The sequence below is a fragment of the Streptomyces sp. NPDC016851 genome (assembly GCF_055562795.1).
The window spans coordinates 219,048-236,005 of record NZ_JBVHEP010000010.1; the positions used below are offsets into that span (position 1 = coordinate 219,048).

Consider the following 16,958-nt stretch of genomic DNA (forward strand, 5'->3'; position numbering starts at 1 on the left):
ATGCCCGCGAAGGGTAAGCATCGCCGCCCGAAGTCCCAGCGTTTCACCCGCTCCATCGCCGTCGCCGGAACCGGTGGGGCCGCTCTCGCCCTTCCGCTCATGGGGGCCACCGGCGCCCACGCCGCCACCCCGCAGTCGGCTCCGGAAAAGGCCGTCCAGTCCGCGCCGGCCGCCGAGAAGAAGGCCACCGAAAAGGCCACGGGCGCCCGCTCGTACACCGTGCGGGCCGGTGACTACCTCGCGAAGATCGCCGACGAGCAGAACGTCGACGGCGGCTGGAAGAAGCTCTACTCGGACAACCGTGACGCCATCGGTGACGACCCGTCGCTGATCCACCCGGGGCTGAAGCTGGCGGTCGGCAAGAAGGCGGCGGCGAGCGAGTCCCCGGCCCCGTCGAAGGCCTCGGCCTCCAAGCCCTCGAAGTCCTCGGCCTCGAAGTCGTCCGCCGCCGAGTCGCCCTCGAAGCCGGCCGCCGCCAAGCCCGCCGCCGCGACCTCCAGCGGCTACAGCGCCCCGGTGGACGGTGCCACCGTCGGCACCCCGTACCGGATGTCCGGCAGCATGTGGTCCAGCGGCTACCACACGGGTGTCGACTTCGTCGTCCCGACGGGCACCTCGCTCAAGGCCGTCGGCGCGGGCACGGTCGTCTCCGCCGGGTGGGGCGGCGCGTACGGCAACCAGGTCGTCATCAGGCTGAACGACGGCAGCTACGCGCAGTACGCCCACCTGTCCTCGCTCTCCGTCTCGGCCGGCCAGACCGTGAGCGCCGGGCAGCAGATCGGCCTGTCCGGCGCCACCGGCAACGTGACCGGACCGCACCTGCACTTCGAGATCCGCACCACGCCGGACTACGGCTCGGACGTGGACCCGGTCGCCTTCCTGCGCTCGCACGGCGTCTCCGTCGGCTGACCGACCGCGTCACCACCTGCCTGACACGCGACCGAAGGCCGGACCCCGATCCCCGGGTCCGGCCTTCGGTGTGCGCGCACCTTCCGACCGTCCCAAGGGATCGACAGCGGGCGGCAGTTGGGACACAGTGATCCCGTCCGGAGCGCAAGCGCTTTCTGGAGCCTTCCAGGCGGATCCCCAAGGAGACCTGTCCCGTGCCGACCACTCGCAGAGCGTTCGCAACCCTGGCCGCCGGAGCCGCCGCGGCGGCCCTCGTCCCGACGGGCACCGCCCACGCCGCGCCCCGGCACCGCCGCCTCATCGCCCGGGACGACTTCTGTCACGGTCTCGCCCAGTGGGCTACCGAACTCCAGAACGGTGGCACCGTCACCGCGTCCCGTGGCGTTCTGGAGATCGACGTGCCGAGCGGGGCGACCGTATGGTTCAGGCAGCGGCTCGAAGGGCCGTACGTCCTCGAGTACACCGCCACGCCGGTCTCCGAGGGTGGGGCCAACGACCGAGTCTCGGACCTCAACAACTTCTGGAACGCGACCGACGTCCGCTCCCCGGGCGACCTCTTCGCGACGCCGCGCGGTGGGGCGCTGGAGGAGTACGACCACCTGACGACGTACTACGCCGGTTACGGTGCCAACTACAACACCACGACCCGGCTGCGGCGGTACGTCGGGCAGCCCGGTGTCCGGCCCCTGGTCTACGACTACACCGAGCCGCTGCTGGTGCCGGGTGAGCCGAACCGCGTGCGGATCGTCTCCGACGGTTCGACGGTGCGGTGGTGGAACAACGGGAGGCTCGTCTTCGACTACCGCGATCCGGAGCCGTACACGAGTGGGCACTTCGGCTTCCGGACCGTGTGGAGTCACTTCCGGATCACAGGATTCCGGGTGTGGCGACTGAACCCCCAACATCGCTGACAGGTGTCCTATTCCGGAGTTGGTGAACACTTGGGGAGTGGCTTATCTCACCGCCCGTCAACCCTTTCCTACGGTCGCGTAGGTCACATTGGAAGGTGAATCATGTGCTGCTGTGGCAGACGATTCGAAGAGTGACAGCACAGCAGTGATCGGGTCGTACGTGGCGGTGGGGGACAGCTTCACCGAGGGCGTCGGTGATCCCGGCCCCGACGGGGCGTTCGTCGGCTGGGCCGACCGGTTCGCCGTCCTGCTCGCCGACCGCCGGCCCGAAGGCGACTTCCACTACACCAACCTCGCCGTGCGCGGGAAACTCCTCGACCAGATCGTGGCGGACCAGGTTCCGCGGGCCGTCGAAATGGCCCCGGACCTCGTCTCGTTCTGTGCCGGGGGCAACGACATCCTCCGGCCGGGTACCGACCCGGACGAGGTGGCCGAGCGCTTCGAGCGGGCCCTGGTGCGGCTCACCGCCGTGGCCGGCACGGTGATGGTGACGACCGGGTTCGACACGCGTGGGATGCCCGTGCTCAAGCACTTGCGCGGCAAGATCGCGACGTACAACGGGCATGTGCGGGCCATCGCCGACCGGTACGGCTGCCCGGTGCTCGACCTGTGGTCCCTGCGCAGTGTCCAGGACCGCAGGGCCTGGGACGCCGACCGGCTGCACCTGTCGCCGGAGGGGCACACGCGGGTGGCGCTCCGCGCGGGGCAGGTGCTCGGGCTGGAGGTTCCGGCGGACCCGGAGCAGCCGTGGCCGCCGTTGCCGGCTCGGGGGCCGCTCGAGGTCCGCCGGGACGACGTGCACTGGGCGCGGGAGTTTCTGGTGCCGTGGATCGGGCGGCGGCTGCGTGGGGAGTCGTCGGGGGATCATGTGACGGCGAAGGGTGCGTTGTCGCCGGAGGACATCCGGATGCGGATCGCTGCGGTGGCTTAGCTGCCGCCGGCCGCCGCTGCGGGCAGTCGTGCCTCCCCCAGTGCCTTAAGGGCCTGGGAGGTGCCCCCAGGCGGCACGGGTGGGCGCAGCGGCACCCCGCTCCGCCGGGCTGCGCACCCCCCGTCCCGGGTAGCCGCCGGCAGCACCCCGCGCCGGTTCGGCTCGGCTCGATGTGCTCGAACGGGTGATTACGGCGAGGCGAACCCCGTGAAGGCGGCATTCGGCGGCCGCGGCCCTGAACCATGTGCGTCACGCTCATGGACAGGGACCGCGGAGGACTGCATGGACCGTCGTACGTTTCAGCGAGGGCTTGTCGCGCTCGGTGCCGCGGGAGGAGCCGGTCTCGCACTCGGTCCGGACACCGCGTCGGCCGCGCCCACGAGCCCCGGCGCGCTCCGGAGCCGGTCGCTGAGGGAGTACGCCCTTCCTGAGGCCGGGCAGACCCATGAACCCGTGAAGGTGCCCGGCGCCCCGCTGCTCCTCATCACCCAGTGGTACCCCAGCCGACTGCTCAAACTCGCACTGGACCCGCACACCGAACAGGTCACCGGGCTGGAGCAGTTCCCGCTGGGCGACGACGCGGACCTGCCGCACGGTCTGGCCGCCTCCACCCGCTACCCGGGCAGGATCTGGGCCACGCTGGAGGGCGGGAACCACTTGCTGCTGCTGGATCCCGCGCCGCACTCGTTGAAGGCGGCACCCCGGGTGCTGCGCGATATCCCGATTCCCGATGGGGGGAAGGGCCCTCACTACGTCGGGGAGTACGGCGACCTGTTGTGGGTCAGTCTCAAGGGCACCAATGAGGTGCTGGCCATCGACCACCGTCACCCCGAGCGCCACTGGTTCTTCGAAGCCCGGGCGCAGCCGATCTTCGTCGGGCGGCACCCGGTGAGCGGCGAGTTCTACGCGAGCCAGGACAAGGCCAGTTCCCTGCTGCGCATTCCGTTCCCGTCCGGTCGTACGACGCAGATCGCGATTCCGCCGGAGCGTGGTGCCACCCCCGTCGGGGTGATCGCCGGGCTGGACGCGCTGTGGGTGGCGCTGCTCGGTACGGAGGAGGGAGGTACGGGCACCTTCGGGCGGATCGACGAGCACGGCCGGATCACCTGGTACCGCCTGTCCTCTCCCATGGCGCGTTCGGCCGGGCTGCTGCACCTCGCCTTCGACCCTCCCAAGTCCGGCCGAGGCCCTGGCCTGTGGCTCCTCGGCTCGTCCATCGTCAGCGACCGCGTCCTGGATCTGATCGTGCGCGTGGAGCTGGACCGCTCACACCGGCGGATCGTCTCCGAGGACGCGGTGGCGCTGCCCACCCAGCTGTCCAAGGCCCACCGTCTGCTGGTGACGCGCCGCAGCGTCTTCGCCACGGAGATGCACTCCTCGACCCTCGCCCAACTGGGTTCGGCCTGACGCGCGTTGCTCAGTCCGTCGACGCGGCCCGCCCAGTCCGACCGCCGCCGAAGACCTCTTTGACGAGCCTCTGCGTCGCTTTCTGGAACGGCCCGGCCAGGGACATCGCAGCGTCGTCCACGTAGTTCAGCGCGGCGGTCAGGGTCTTGCGGCCGTCGGGCGTGCCGTACATCAGCGCCGCGTGGCCGGTGATACCCCCGTTGTGGGTGATGACCGTGCCGCCGTCCTCCGTGTCCTGCACGAACACCCCCAGGCCGTAGCCCGCCTTGGGATGTGGCGTGCACATCTCGGCCAGCAGCGGAGCCGGCAGGAGCCTGCCGCCCAGGAGCGCGGAGATGAAGGTGTGGAGGTCCCGGGTGGTCGAGATCATGTCGCCGCCGCCGGAGATCCAGGAGGGGTCCTGCCGGGTGACGTCCACCGTCATCTGCCGGCCCTCCTCCTCCTCGTACCGGTAGTAGGCGTGGGCATGCGGCTCAGGGACCTCCTGCTGGGTGTACGGCGCCACGGTGCCCGACAGCCCGAGCGGCTCGATGATCCGCCGCTGCATCTCCTCGGCCGGCGAGCGACCGGTGACGTTCTCGACCAGCAGCCTGGCCAGCACGTAGTTGGTGTTGGAGTAGTTCCAGTCCGTCCCCGGCTCGAACCGCGCCGGCTTGGACAACGCCAGCTGTACCAGTTCCTGCGGCCGGTAAGTCTTGAATCGGTTGTCCACCCACTCCTTGCCCCTGACGGGGATGCCCGGCGCGAACGTCCCGTCGTCGTAGAACTCGCCGGTGAAGTTGAACACCCCGCTGGTGTGCTGGAGCAGCATCCGTACCGTGATCCGGCGGTCCAGCCCGAACTCGGGCAGGTAGTCACCCGCCGGGGTGTCCAGCCCGATCCTGCCTTCGGCCACCAGATGCAGGACCAGGGCCGCGGTGAAGGTCTTGGTGTTGCTGCCGATCCGGCAGTGACCGTCGGCCGGCGGCTCGGCGCTCTCGCCCAGCTCGCGTAAGCCGGCGCTGCCGACCCACTCGCCCCGCTCGTCGTGCACGCGCAGCTGCATCCCGGTGAAACCGGAATCGACGATCTCCTGCATGGCCTTCTGCAACTCCGGGCGATCGGTCACCGTGTTCTCCTTCGGTCGTTGTTTCCGATGGCAGAAAGCTACGTTGCGTTTAAGAGAATGGCAACAACGCTGTTGCGTGTGATCGCAGTTTATGCAGTTGAAGACAGGAGGATTGTTGCAATGGACTTGGATTCAATGCAACGATCGCTGTTCTCTCCGTTGCAATACAAGGAGAGTGAACGCTATGCTCGCGGCACCTTGGAGCAACGAAGGAGTTCACGATGCCGGGAGGCAGGCTCACCCTGCAGGAGCGTCAGCAGATCGCGCAGGGGCTGGGTGATGGCCTCGCCTACGCGGAGATCGCCAGGGGGCTCGGTCGTCCGACCTCGACGGTCACGCGTGAAGTGATGCGCAACGGCGGCCCGACCGCCTACCGTGCCGACCTGGCCCACCGCGCCACCGAACGCCGGACCCACCGGCGCAGGCAGGCCGCTTCCCGCGGGGCGCAGGCGCCTGCGTCGGACCACGGGCGTGACACCGAGGCCGTGCGCGAGTACGAGGAGATGTTCACCACCCTCCTCATGCAGCAGGGCCTGCCCAAGATGATGTCCCGGGTGCTGACCTGCCTCTACACCACCGATGTGGGCAGCCTCACCGCGTCCGAACTCGTCCGGCACCTTCAGGTCAGCCCGGCCTCCGTGTCCAAGGCGGTCGCGTTCCTGGAGAGTCAGGGGCTCATCCGCCGGGAGCGCGGTGAGGGCCGCCGCGAGCGCTACGCCGTCGACGACGACGTCTTCTACCAGTCGATGATCGCCGCCGCCCGGTCCAACGCCCAACTGGCCGCGGCCGCACGGCAGGGCGTCGGTGTCCTCGGCCCCGACACCCCGGCCGCGATCCGCCTGGAGAACATCGCCCGCTTCGTCGACTTCGTCGCCGAGAGCCTCATCCGTGCCGCGGAGCAGGCCCGCGAGGTGCTCCACAGCAAGCCGGAAACGACCTCGGGCGGCACTGACCCTCGCGGATAGGTGGCTGATTCGGGTCGCGTCCGGTCAAGGGCGGGTCAAGGCCGCCGGTTCCAGGCCCAGTTCGCGGGCCAGAGCTTCCTCGGCCCACTCCTGGGCCCGTGCCCGCGGTACCGCGCCCGGGTAGGAGGTCAGCTGGACGGCGAGGCCGTCGAGGAGGGCGGTGAGGCGCAGGGCCGCGCCGTGGGGATCGGGGCAGTGGAACTCTCCTGCCGCCATGCCCTCCGTGATGACCTCGGCGAGAGCCGCCTTCCACTGCCGGTCGAGGTCCTGGGCGACCTCCCGCAGCGCGGGCTCGCGCAGTGCCGCCGCCCAGCCCTCGATCCACAGCCGCCAGCCCTTGGCCTGGCCGGTCGGGGCGTACCACCGTACGGCCGACCGCAGCCGGCGCAGTGCCGACGTACGGCGGCCGAGCAGCCTGCGCAGATGCGCGAGGTCGGCCTCGGCCGCGTGCCGGAACGCGGCGGCGACCAGCTTCTCCTTCGTCGAGAAGTGGTAGAGCACCAGCGCGTTGCTCACACCGAGCGCCGAGGCCACGTCGGCGATCCTGACCGCTGCCACACCCCGGGCCTCGATCTGCTCGACGGCGGCCCGCAGCAACTCCTCGCGCCGTTGCGCCACGCTCAACCGGACTCTCGTCACGGCGTCACCCTACACACGCGCCCGCACCCTCTTGACCGGTGTATTCGGCCGGTACGGCAAGGGGCCCGGCGCTGCTGCGCCGTCTGTCAGCGGTAGCAGCCGAACCGTTCCGCCATGACCGGCAGCCGGTCCGCCACGAGCGCGTGGGCGGCAGCCCGCGGCGTCGTGCCGTCGGCCCGTGCGCGGGCCAGCATCCGCTCCACCAGGGACCGCATCGAGCGGCGCGTGTGCGCGAACGCCTCCTCGGCGTCAGGGCCGATGTCCCCGAACAGCGTCCACCACCACCAGGCGTTCGTCCCGGAGTTGACCACGACGTCGGGCAGCACGGTCACCCCGCGCGCGGCGAGCAGCAGCTCCGCCTCCGGTCGTACGGGCATGTTGGCCGCCTCGACGACCCAGCGGGCGGTGATCCGCTCCTGGTTCCCGGCGTCGATCGCGTACGAGACGGCCGCGGGGACCAGGACGTCCGCGTCGACCGAAAGCCAGGCGTCGCCCGGCAGTTCGCGGTCGCCGGGGCGCAGGGTGCAGCGGTCCACGGTGCCGTGCGCGTCCCGCGCGGCGAGCAGTGCCTCGACGTCGAGCCCCGCCGGGTTGGCGATCGTGCCCTTGATGTCGGCGACGGCCACGACCGTGAGTCCCGCGCGCGTGAGGAAACGCGCGGTGGCCCCGCCCATGGTGCCCAGCCCCTGGAGGGCGACCCGCGTCCCCGCGTGGGGCACCCCGGCGTGGTCCAGTGCCGTGAGGGCCGCCTCGGCGACACCGCAGCCGCCGGCCAGTTCGTCCAGGCCGATGCCGTCCACCTCGACCGCGAAGGCGTCCCGGAGCCGCCGCCGCGCCTCGGCCTCGTCGTCCAGCAGCGGGTAGACGGCCTGGATGGAGGAGACCAGCCCGGCCTCGGCCGCGGCCCGGTCCACCAGGTCCTGGGTGAGCCCGAGGTCCTCGCCGGTCGTCCAGAAGCTCTCGATGTACGGCCGCATGGCGCGCAGGTACCGCACCAGCAGCGGGTAGGCCTCCGGGTCGTGCGGGTCGCAGTCGATGCCGCCCTTGGCGCCGCCGAGCGGGACGTAGCGGGCGGCGGGGTCGTAGTGGAGCGCCTCCTTCATGGTCATGCCGCGGGCCAGGCCGGTGACCTCGTCCAGGGTGCAGCCCGCGCGCATCCGCAGGCCGCCGCTGGCGACACCGCGCACCAGCCGGTCGACGACCAGGAAGCCCTGGCGGCCGGTGATGTGGTCGGTCCAGGTGAGGGACAGCAGGGGGCTGGCCATGCGGGCTCCTTCGCCGTGATGTCGCCGTGATTACTGAATCGGCGTTCAGTATCGCCGCCCGTGGGACCCCTGGGTCCCGGTGTGTTTGGAGGGGCCGACCATAATGGAAAGCCTGACCGACTCCACCTGGAGGTACCGTGGCCGGTTTCCGTTCCCCGAGCTCCGGGCTCCGTGCGCTCCGGCCCGGGGCGTTCGGCGCGGATCCGAGCGGTGAGCGCATGGCGCGCATCCGCAGATCGCCCCACTTCAAGGACGGGGTCTTCCAGAACCCCGGAGGTCCCGCGCGGACCCGGCCCTCGGGCTCCACCCTCGACTTCGCCAAGGTCTTCTTCGACAAGGAGGCCCGGCCCCGCCGTGCCCCGAAGGGCACCGTGCCGGTGCACGCCACCACCCTCGCCGACATCGCCCGGCCCCCGGCCACCGGGCTGCGCCTGACCTGGATGGGGCACTCCAGCGTGCTCGCCGAGATCGACGGCCGGCGCGTGCTGTTCGACCCCGTGTGGGGCGAGCGCTGCTCCCCGTTCCCGTTCGCCGGGCCGAAGCGGCTGCACCCGGTGCCCCTGCCGCTGGCCGCGCTCGGCCCGGTCGACGTCGTGGTCATCTCGCACGACCACTACGACCACCTGGACATGCCCACCATCAAGGCCCTGGCCGGCACGGACACGCTGTTCGCCGTGCCGCTCGGCGTCGGGGCGCACCTGGAGCACTGGGGCGTGTCCGCCGGCCGGCTGCGCGAACTGGACTGGCACGAGTCGACGAAGATCGGCGGCCTCACCCTGACCGCCACTCCGGCCCGGCACTTCTGCGGCCGGGGCCTGCGCAACACCCAGCACACCCTGTGGGCCTCCTGGGTCGTCGCCGGCGAGGAGCACCGGATCTACCACAGCGGCGACACCGGCTACTTCGACGGCTTCAAGGAGATCGGCGCGGACCACGGGCCGTTCGACGCCACGATGATCCAGATCGGCGCGTACTCCGACTTCTGGCCCGACATCCACATGACCCCCGAGGAGGGCATGCGCGCCCACCTCGACCTCCAGGGCGGACCGGAGCACGGCCCGATGCTGCCGATCCACTGGGCCACGTTCAACCTCGCGACCCACCCGTGGGCGGATCCCGGCGAGGGGACGGTCGCGGCCGCCCGCGCCGTGGGCGCCCGGATCGCCCTGCCCCACCCCGGCGAGCCCTTCGAGCCCACCGCCGGGACCGTCCCTTCCGAGCCATGGTGGCGCGGGGTGGCGCTCGCCCCGGCGGGTGGGTTTCCGGTCGGTGAGGCCCTCGCCGACGCCGCGATCAAGACCACGTCGGACGCGGCAGCCGTGGCCCAGGCCGATACGGTGAGTGACGGTGGCGGCAAGGCGGCCAAGGGTACGGAGGACCCGGAAACGCTTCCGGCGGGCTGAGCCGGAGCGAGCGGAGGATCGACGGCGAGGGCCGGGGGGTCATGGACTCCCCGGCCCTCGCCGTGTCTGTGTGACCACTTCTGACCAGGTCGGATCGGACTGTTGCTGTTCGCGTTCGGAGGTGTGAGGGAGTTATCGGTCTGTCGTACGAGACCTCATACCAGAGCGGGACGCTCACCGTATGAGTTTGTCAACTGCCCACCGCACATGATGCGCTGACGACTACTGTCAGTGTCCGTCGGGAAACAGACGGATCAGGGAGTGGGGACCGGTACGTGCAGGCGCATGGCGGACGAGGGAGTCGACGCGAGGGGGATCCCCGCTGCCCGCGCACGACCGACGCCGGGACGGGAGCCGCCGTGGTGGCCGCATCCGGGCCCGGGCGGCACACGGACTCCGGACCCGGCGGTGCCGGGCGGGAGCCGGACGGGCCCGAGCGGGCGGCCCGGGGCGTGCGGAAGCGGCCGCGTGAGCCCGGCCGCACCACCGCAAGCCCCCCTGGCACCCAGGACCGACGGACCAGTACGAGGACACCGATGTCTCACCTCCGCGCCCCGGCCGCACGCGCAGACCGCCGTGAGGGCGGGCGGCACGGGCGGCCGGCCGGCCGCACCGCACCCGCGCTGCCCGAGACCCATATACGGCCCCAGCTGCTGCGTCTCGCCGTACTGCCGCCCGTCGCCGTCGCCCTCAGCGGCTGTGCCGCCGTCCTCTTCACCGTCCGGTCCACCGGCGCGCGGCCGGGGCCGACGCTGTGGGCCGTGCTCTCCGGGGCGGTCTCGGTGACCCTCGTCGGCATCGTCGTCGCCGCCGTGGCCGCCAACCGGGCCGCCCGGTCCGTGCACGACCGCATCGGCGTCCTGCGCCGCACCACCGCGCGGCGCGAGGCCGACCTGCGCGCCCTGGTCGAAGCGTTGCGCCGCGGCGACGTTCCGTCGCAGCCCGGCCCGCAGAGCAGCCCACGCGGCGGCCCCGCAGAGGGCGCCGACGACTTCGAACTCCTCTCCGCCGACCTGACCCGCGCGCACGACGGCGCCGTCACCGCCGTCGTCCAGGCCTCACAGCTGTCCAGCCAGGCGGGCAGCGAACAGAAGCTCGAGGTGTTCGTCAACCTCGCCCGGCGCCTGCAGTCGCTCGTACACCGCGAGATCTCCATCCTCGACGAGCTGGAGAACGAGATGGAGGACCCCGACCTGCTCAAGGGGCTCTTCCACGTCGACCACCTCGCCACCCGCATCCGCCGCCACGCCGAGAACCTCGCCGTGCTCGGCGGGGCCGTCTCCCGCCGCCAGTGGAGCAACCCGGTCTCCATGACCGAGGTGCTGCGCTCCGCCATCGCCGAGGTCGAGCAGTACTCGCGGGTCAAGCTCGTGCCGCCGATCGACGGCACCCTGCGCGGACACGCCGTGGCCGACGTCATCCACCTGCTGGCCGAACTCGTCGAGAACGCCACGGTGTTCTCCGCCCCGCACACCCAGGTGCTGCTGCGCGCCAACCTCGTCACCTCCGGGCTCGCCGTCGAGGTCGAGGACCGTGGACTGGGCATGCCGCTGGAGGAGCAGACGCGGATGAACGCCCTGCTCGCCGACCCGGACCAGGTGAACGTCGCCCGGCTCCTCGCGGACGGCCGCATCGGGTTGTTCGTCGTCTCGCAGCTGGCGCGGCGGCACGGCATCACCGTCCGCCTCCAGAGCAATATCTACGGCGGAGTGCAGGCGGTGCTCGTCGTGCCGCAGGCGCTGCTGGGGGCCGAGGCGGGCGCGCCCGGGGGCACCGGGCAGGCCGAGGGCGGGGCGGGCGGTCAGGATCGTCCGGCCGTGCCGCTGCGGCAGACCCGGCAGCAGGGACAGGCCGGGCAGCTCGGCCGGCTCGGGCAGTCCGCGGGCGGGGCTGGAGACTCAGGCGGGAGCGGGTCCGAGTCCGGAGCCGGAGCGGTGTCCAGGAGGGGGTCGTCCCGAGCCGAGGGCGCCGTGTCAGGAGTCTCGGCGGTGTACGGGTTCTCTTCCGGGTCGGGTGCCGCCTCCGAAACGTTGCCGTCGCTGCCGCAGACCGCCGGCACGTCCCGTACGCACCAGCAGGAGGCCGAACGGGCCTCGGACGGAAGCCCCCAGAGCGGCCGGCCCGCGCCCCTGCCCGTGCGCGGGACCCATCGGGCGCGGCCCAACCCGGCCGAGGCGAGGCCCGGGATCGGCCCCGACGACCGGCGCATCCTCGCCGAGAACGTGACATCGCCGCCCACCCCGCGCAACGGCACGGTGCGCGGCACCATGGGCAAGCCCCAACTGCCTCGCCGCCGTGCCCAGGAACACATCGCCCCCCAGCTGCGCGACGGTCCCACGCCGCGCCAGGACTCCGAGCTCCTCGTCGGCCACGATCCCGGCCTGATGGCGGCCTTCCAGCGCGGCATCAGCCTCGCCGAGGCCCAACAGCACATGGAGGCCGGGAACATGGAGTGGGACGACACGGCCCCGGCGACACGCACGGAGCCGACGTACACGGAGCCGACGTACACGGAGTCGGCGGACATGGGGTCGACACACATGGAGTCGGCCCACATGACGCCGCTCCACAGGGAGAACGCGCACAACGAGCCCACACACAGGGAGCCCGCACAAAGGGAACCCGCACACCGGAACCCGACCCCCATGGAGCCGGTGCACACCGAGTCCCTCCCCACCGTGGACGCGGCCCGCATAACAGAGGCGCGCGGCGCACGGGACGGTGTGACCGCGTCCCGCCCCGACCACGCCACCACCCGGCAGGACGGGAGCGCACCCGCCGGATGACCACTCCCCTTTCCACCCCCCTTTCCGCCCACGTTTGCACCTCCACCCCCAGCGCTCCCGCAGACCTTCGTACCTCAAGGAGTCGATCCACCATGGCGAGCGATGCGCCGACCGCCCATGTATCCGATCTCGACTGGCTGATGAGCGGCCTCGTGCAGCGCGTACCGCACACGAGTGCCGCGGTGCTCCTGTCCTGCGACGGGCTCGTGAAGTCCGTGCACGGCCTCGACCCGGACAGCGCCGACCACATGGCCGCCCTGGCCTCCGGCCTGTACTCCCTCGGCCGCAGCGCCGGCGTCCGCTTCGGGGACGGCGGCGACGTCCGGCAGGTCGTGGTCGAACTCGCCTCGACCCTGCTGTTCGTCACCACCGCCGGCTCCGGCACCTGCCTGGCCGTGCTCGCCGGCCGCGAGGCCGACGCGGCCGTCCTCGGCTACGAGATGGCGATGCTGGTCAAGAGCGTCCGCCCCTACCTGGTCACCGCTCCCCGCCAGCAGTCCGTCGAATCCCCGGCGATGAGGTCTTGAGGGTGGCGGCGGCCGGTGACGGGCCCTGGCTCGACGACGCGGCCGGGCGGCTGGTGCGCCCGTTCACGGTCAGCAACGGCCGCACCCGTCCCACCGTCGCGCTCGACCTCATGTCGCAGGTGATGGCCACCGGGGCGACCCCCCTCGGCTACCTCGGCCCCGAGCACGCGCAGGCACTCGAGCGGTGCAGTGTGCCCGTCGCCGTCGCGGAGGTCGCCGCCCATCTGAAGCTGCCGGTGGCCGTCACCAAGGTGCTGCTGGCGGACCTCGTCGACTGCGGGGCGCTGACCACCAAGCCCCCCGCGTTCCACCACAACCCGACGGACCGGGCCCTTCTGGAGGCAGTGCTCGATGGACTACGACGACAGCTCTGACTACGCCGACGCTTCCGGCCACGGCGGCGATCCGTTCCCCACCGCCCTCAAGATCCTCGTGGCGGGCGGGTTCGGCGTGGGCAAGACGACCTTCGTCGGCGCGGTCAGCGAGATCGCGCCGCTCAGCACGGAGGAACTGCTCACCACCGTCAGTGCCGCGACCGACAATCTCGACGGCATCGAGAACAAGGTCGAGACGACCGTGGCCATGGACTTCGGCCGCATCACGCTCGACCCGAAACACGTGCTGTACCTGTTCGGTACCCCCGGACAGGAGCGGTTCTGGTTCATGTGGGACGAGTTGTGCGAGGGCGCGCTCGGGGCGGTCATCCTCGCCGACACCCGCCGCCTCGAGGAGTGTTTCGCGGCCGTCGACTTCTTCGAACAACGCGGCCTCGCCTTCATCGTCGCCGTCAACGAGTTCGACGGCGCCTACCGCTACGACCCGGGGGAGGTGCGCGCGGCCCTCGACCTGTCCGACGAGATCCCCGTCGTGTGCTGTGACGCCCGGATCTCCAGCTCCGGGGTCCAGACCCTGCTGACCCTCGTGCGCCACCTCATCGCCCATGCGCCGGTTGCCCCCACGACCGGGTACGGCGCCCACATGTGATCCTCCAACACCCTTCGGAGCCCGTATATGACGCATGCCCACAGTCCGGGAGGACGCCCATGAGCTACGACCCGCCGCGCCCGGCCGGTCGTCTGCTGCTCACACCCGAGGACAAGGAGGCCCCCGCCCGCGCCGGCCGACTGCGCCTGCTGGGTCTGGGGGAGCGCCCCGAACCCGCACTCGACGCCTTCGCGCACGGTCTCGCCGAGCTCACCGGGGCGCCGTACGCCATGGTCAACTTCCCGGACGAGCGGGGCCAGTTCTACGCGGGCCTGTACGTGCCGGCCATCGCGCCGGTGGTGCGGAGCGACGGCTCCAGCCCCCGGGTGGGCCGTACGCTGCCCCGCGACCATGGCTTCTGCCCCCATGTGGTGGCGCGACGCAAGGCCCTGGTCCTGGAGGACGTCCACGACTATCCGCGGTTCGCGGGCAATCCGGTGGTCGACGAGTTCGGTATCCGCTCCTATCTGGGAGCACCGCTCATCGACGGTACGGGCCTGGTGCTGGGCACGGTCAGCGTCGCCGACGTCGTGCCCCGGCCGTGGGGGAAGCCGGGCCTGACGGCCATCAAGGAACACGCCGCGCAGCTCGTCGCACATCTGGAGGGCCGGGACGGCATGCTGCCCTACTGAGCGCCCGCGTTGCGCAGGGCACGCAGGGGGCGTGAAGGAAAGCAGGGCACGCAGGAGGCGTGAAGGAAAGCTGAGGCGGCGCTTAAGAAAACCTCGATGGACCGGTGCGGCCGGCGTACGGCAGATTGCTGTGCGATTCCACTCCTCTCCCGGCCCAGGGGCACCTTCGGCGTGCCCGGACCCGGGACTCACCCCCTGGAGCCGTAGCGGTGAAGGCGCTGGTCAAACAGAAGGCGGAGCCCGGACTGTGGCTCGCGGACGTCCCGGAGCCCGCCGTCGGGCCGGGTGACGTACTGATCAAGGTGCTGCGCACCGGCATCTGCGGCACCGACCTGCACATCAGGGCCTGGGACGGCTGGGCGCGGCAGGCGATCCGCACCCCGCTCGTGGTCGGGCACGAGTTCGTCGGCGAGGTCGTCGAGACCGGGCGGGACGTCATCGACATCGCCGTCGGCGACCGGGTGAGCGGCGAGGGCCACCTGGTGTGCGGCAAGTGCCGCAACTGTCAGGCCGGGCGTCGGCACCTGTGCCGGGCCACCATAGGGCTGGGTGTGGGCCGGGACGGGGCGTTCGCGGAGTACGTCGTCCTGCCCGCCGCCAACGTGTGGGTGCACCGCGTGCCCGTCGACCTCGACGTGGCCGCGATCTTCGATCCGTTCGGCAACGCCGTGCACACCGCGCTGTCGTTCCCGCTCGTCGGCGAGGACGTGCTGATCACCGGCGCGGGCCCGATCGGTCTGATGGCCGCCGCCGTGGCCCGGCACGCCGGCGCCCGCAACGTCATGATCACCGACGTCAGCGAGGAACGGCTGGACCTGGCCCGCAAGGTCGGGGTCAGCCTTGCGCTCAATGTCGCGCACGCCACCATCGCCGACGGGCAGCGCACGCTCGGCCTGCGCGAGGGCTTCGACATCGGCCTGGAGATGTCCGGCCGCCCCGAGGCCATGCGGGACATGATCGCCAACATGACGCACGGCGGCCGGATCGCGATGCTCGGCCTGCCCGCGCAGGAGTTCCCCGTCGACTGGGCCCGGATCGTCACCTCGATGATCACGATCAAGGGCATCTACGGCCGCGAGATGTTCGAGACCTGGTACGCGATGTCCGTGCTGCTGGAAGGCGGCCTCGACCTCGCGCCCGTGATCACCGGCCGGTACGGCTTCCGCGACTTCGAGGCGGCGTTCGCCGACGCGGCGAGCGGCCGCGGCGGCAAGGTCATCCTCGACTGGACCGCGTAACTCCCCCTCACCGCCAAGCACTTCAGGAGCCCTCATGTTCGACTCCGTGCGCGACGACCTGCGCGCCACCCTCGACGAGATCCGCGCCGCCGGACTGCACAAGCCCGAGCGCGTGATCGGCAGCCCGCAGTCCGCCACCGTGAACGTCACCGCCGGCGGCCGCCCCGGCGAGGTCCTCAACTTCTGCGCCAACAACTACCTCGGCCTCGCCGACCACCCCGAGGTCGTCGCCGCCGCGCACGAGGCCCTGGACCGCTGGGGCTACGGCATGGCCTCCGTCCGCTTCATCTGCGGCACCCAGGAGGTGCACAAGGAACTGGAGGCGCGGCTGTCGGCGTTCCTCGGCCAGGAGGACACGATCCTGTATTCCTCCTGCTTCGACGCCAACGGCGGCGTGTTCGAGACCCTGCTCGGCCCTGAGGACGCGGTCATCTCCGACGCGCTCAACCACGCGTCGATCATCGACGGCATCCGGCTGTCCAAGGCCCGCCGCCTCCGCTACGCCAACCGCGACCTCGCCGAGCTGGAGGCCCGCCTCAAGGAGGCCTCCGACGCGCGCCGCCGCCTGATCGTCACCGACGGCGTCTTCTCCATGGACGGCTACGTCGCCCCACTGCGTGAGATCTGCGACCTCGCCGACCGCTACGACGCGATGGTCATGGTCGACGACTCGCACGCCGTCGGTTTCGTCGGCCCCGGCGGCCGCGGCACGCCCGAGCTGCACGGCGTCATGGACCGCGTCGACATCATCACCGGCACCCTCGGCAAGGCGCTCGGCGGTGCCTCCGGCGGCTATGTCGCCGCCCGCGCCGAGATCGTCGCCCTGCTGCGCCAGCGCTCCCGGCCGTACCTCTTCTCCAACACGCTCGCCCCGGTGATCACGGCGGCCTCCCTCAAGGTCCTCGACCTGCTGGAGTCGGCGGACGACCTGCGCGTCCGGCTCGCCGAGAACACGGCCCTCTTCCGCGGCCGGATGACCGAGGAGGGCTTCGACGTCCTGCCCGGCGACCACCCCATCGCCCCGGTGATGATCGGGGACGCGGCGGTCGCCGGGCGCATGGCGGAGCTGCTGCTGGAGCGCGGCGTGTACGTGATCGGCTTCTCCTACCCGGTGGTGCCGCAGGGCCAGGCCCGGATCCGCGTCCAGCTGTCGGCCGCGCACTCCACGGAGGACGTGAACCGGGTGGTGGACGCCTTCGTGGCGGCCCGGGCGGAGCTGGCCGGCTGAAAAACACCGGCGACCTGAGAGAATC

At 71.5% G+C, this 16,958-nt stretch carries 16 protein-coding genes; 13 read left to right on the plus strand and 3 right to left on the minus strand.

Annotated elements, in window-relative coordinates; all coding sequences use genetic code 11:
* The 4 genes from ACZ3I3_RS18455 to ACZ3I3_RS18470 all read left to right on the plus strand — a co-directional run bounded on the left by ACZ3I3_RS18455 (window position 1) and on the right by ACZ3I3_RS18470 (window position 4,158).
* Entirely contained in the window at window positions 1–909 is a 909-nt protein-coding gene (locus ACZ3I3_RS18455) for a M23 family metallopeptidase (protein WP_467366288.1), read from the plus strand.
* Window positions 910–1,103: 194 nt separating this feature from the next.
* On the plus strand, window positions 1,104–1,820 hold the full coding sequence (locus ACZ3I3_RS18460; RefSeq protein WP_467366289.1) for a DUF6250 domain-containing protein: 717 nt from the start codon (window positions 1,104–1,106) through the stop codon (window positions 1,818–1,820).
* A 145-nt stretch (window positions 1,821–1,965) separates the two neighbouring features.
* Entirely contained in the window at window positions 1,966–2,751 is a 786-nt protein-coding gene (locus tag ACZ3I3_RS18465; protein ID WP_467366443.1) for an SGNH/GDSL hydrolase family protein, read from the plus strand.
* 282 nt (window positions 2,752–3,033) lie between these two features.
* Complete coding sequence (locus ACZ3I3_RS18470) at window positions 3,034–4,158, plus strand: NHL repeat-containing protein (protein ID WP_467366291.1); 1,125 nt, start codon at window positions 3,034–3,036, stop codon at window positions 4,156–4,158.
* Between the two features lie 10 nt (window positions 4,159–4,168).
* Here the strand turns inward: ACZ3I3_RS18470 and ACZ3I3_RS18475 are convergent, their stop codons facing one another.
* On the minus strand, window positions 4,169–5,236 hold the full coding sequence (locus ACZ3I3_RS18475) for a serine hydrolase domain-containing protein (RefSeq protein ID WP_467366445.1): 1,068 nt from the start codon (window positions 5,234–5,236) through the stop codon (window positions 4,169–4,171).
* A gap of 251 nt (window positions 5,237–5,487) precedes the next feature.
* On the opposite strand from ACZ3I3_RS18475, the gene ACZ3I3_RS18480 reads away from it, so the two are divergent.
* On the plus strand, window positions 5,488–6,231 hold the full coding sequence (locus ACZ3I3_RS18480; protein ID WP_467366293.1) for a helix-turn-helix domain-containing protein: 744 nt from the start codon (window positions 5,488–5,490) through the stop codon (window positions 6,229–6,231).
* Window positions 6,232–6,255: 24 nt separating this feature from the next.
* On the opposite strand, the gene ACZ3I3_RS18485 is transcribed toward ACZ3I3_RS18480, so the two are convergent.
* Both ACZ3I3_RS18485 and ACZ3I3_RS18490 read right to left on the minus strand, forming a co-directional pair.
* Window positions 6,256–6,870, minus strand: a complete 615-nt coding sequence (locus tag ACZ3I3_RS18485; RefSeq protein WP_467366295.1) for a TetR/AcrR family transcriptional regulator — start codon at window positions 6,868–6,870, stop codon at window positions 6,256–6,258.
* 86 nt (window positions 6,871–6,956) lie between these two features.
* Window positions 6,957–8,135: a glutamate dehydrogenase gene (locus tag ACZ3I3_RS18490; protein ID WP_467366297.1), complete on the minus strand. Its 1,179-nt coding sequence runs from the start codon at window positions 8,133–8,135 to the stop codon at window positions 6,957–6,959.
* Window positions 8,136–8,272: 137 nt separating this feature from the next.
* On the opposite strand from ACZ3I3_RS18490, the gene ACZ3I3_RS18495 reads away from it, so the two are divergent.
* From ACZ3I3_RS18495 to ACZ3I3_RS18530, 8 genes are all read left to right on the plus strand, one after another.
* Entirely contained in the window at window positions 8,273–9,538 is a 1,266-nt protein-coding gene (locus tag ACZ3I3_RS18495; protein WP_467366299.1) for an MBL fold metallo-hydrolase, read from the plus strand.
* A gap of 536 nt (window positions 9,539–10,074) precedes the next feature.
* Window positions 10,075–12,324, plus strand: coding sequence for a sensor histidine kinase (locus ACZ3I3_RS18500; RefSeq protein WP_467366301.1), 2,250 nt, complete (start codon window positions 10,075–10,077; stop codon window positions 12,322–12,324).
* Between the two features lie 92 nt (window positions 12,325–12,416).
* The gene (locus tag ACZ3I3_RS18505; RefSeq protein WP_274821145.1) at window positions 12,417–12,851 is read left to right on the plus strand and encodes a roadblock/LC7 domain-containing protein; all 435 of its coding nucleotides are present in this window, start codon (window positions 12,417–12,419) and stop codon (window positions 12,849–12,851) included.
* Between the two features lie 2 nt (window positions 12,852–12,853).
* Entirely contained in the window at window positions 12,854–13,225 is a 372-nt protein-coding gene (locus ACZ3I3_RS18510) for a DUF742 domain-containing protein (protein ID WP_010044672.1), read from the plus strand.
* Window positions 13,203–13,835, plus strand: coding sequence for a GTP-binding protein (locus tag ACZ3I3_RS18515; RefSeq protein WP_467366304.1), 633 nt, complete (start codon window positions 13,203–13,205; stop codon window positions 13,833–13,835). The genes ACZ3I3_RS18510 and ACZ3I3_RS18515 overlap by 23 nt, the downstream gene beginning before the upstream one ends.
* 59 nt (window positions 13,836–13,894) lie before the next feature.
* Window positions 13,895–14,467: a GAF domain-containing protein gene (locus ACZ3I3_RS18520; protein WP_467366306.1), complete on the plus strand. Its 573-nt coding sequence runs from the start codon at window positions 13,895–13,897 to the stop codon at window positions 14,465–14,467.
* Between the two features lie 209 nt (window positions 14,468–14,676).
* Window positions 14,677–15,705 carry an L-threonine 3-dehydrogenase gene (gene tdh, locus ACZ3I3_RS18525; RefSeq protein WP_467366308.1) on the plus strand — a complete coding sequence of 343 codons (1,029 nt, stop codon included), beginning with the start codon at window positions 14,677–14,679 and terminating at the stop codon, window positions 15,703–15,705.
* A 34-nt stretch (window positions 15,706–15,739) separates the two neighbouring features.
* Window positions 15,740–16,933 carry a glycine C-acetyltransferase gene (locus ACZ3I3_RS18530; RefSeq protein ID WP_467366310.1) on the plus strand — a complete coding sequence of 398 codons (1,194 nt, stop codon included), beginning with the start codon at window positions 15,740–15,742 and terminating at the stop codon, window positions 16,931–16,933.
* Window positions 16,934–16,958: the final 25 nt, after the last annotated feature.

Bases quoted from the DNA above. Each gene is read 5' to 3' on its own strand.
- ACZ3I3_RS18470 (WP_467366291.1), top strand. From the start codon at position 3,034: ATGGACCGTCGTACGTTTCAGCGAGGGCTTGTCGCGCTCGGTGCCGCG.
- ACZ3I3_RS18500 (WP_467366301.1), top strand. From the start codon at position 10,075: ATGTCTCACCTCCGCGCCCCGGCCGCACGCGCAGACCGCCGTGAGGGC.
- ACZ3I3_RS18475 (WP_467366445.1), bottom strand. From the start codon at position 5,236: ATGCAGGAGATCGTCGATTCCGGTTTCACCGGGATGCAGCTGCGCGTG.
- ACZ3I3_RS18505 (WP_274821145.1), top strand. From the start codon at position 12,417: ATGGCGAGCGATGCGCCGACCGCCCATGTATCCGATCTCGACTGGCTG.
- ACZ3I3_RS18480 (WP_467366293.1), top strand. From the start codon at position 5,488: ATGCCGGGAGGCAGGCTCACCCTGCAGGAGCGTCAGCAGATCGCGCAG.
- ACZ3I3_RS18515 (WP_467366304.1), top strand. From the start codon at position 13,203: ATGGACTACGACGACAGCTCTGACTACGCCGACGCTTCCGGCCACGGC.
- ACZ3I3_RS18455 (WP_467366288.1), top strand. From the start codon at position 1: ATGCCCGCGAAGGGTAAGCATCGCCGCCCGAAGTCCCAGCGTTTCACC.
- ACZ3I3_RS18530 (WP_467366310.1), top strand. From the start codon at position 15,740: ATGTTCGACTCCGTGCGCGACGACCTGCGCGCCACCCTCGACGAGATC.
- ACZ3I3_RS18490 (WP_467366297.1), bottom strand. From the start codon at position 8,135: ATGGCCAGCCCCCTGCTGTCCCTCACCTGGACCGACCACATCACCGGC.
- ACZ3I3_RS18520 (WP_467366306.1), top strand. From the start codon at position 13,895: ATGAGCTACGACCCGCCGCGCCCGGCCGGTCGTCTGCTGCTCACACCC.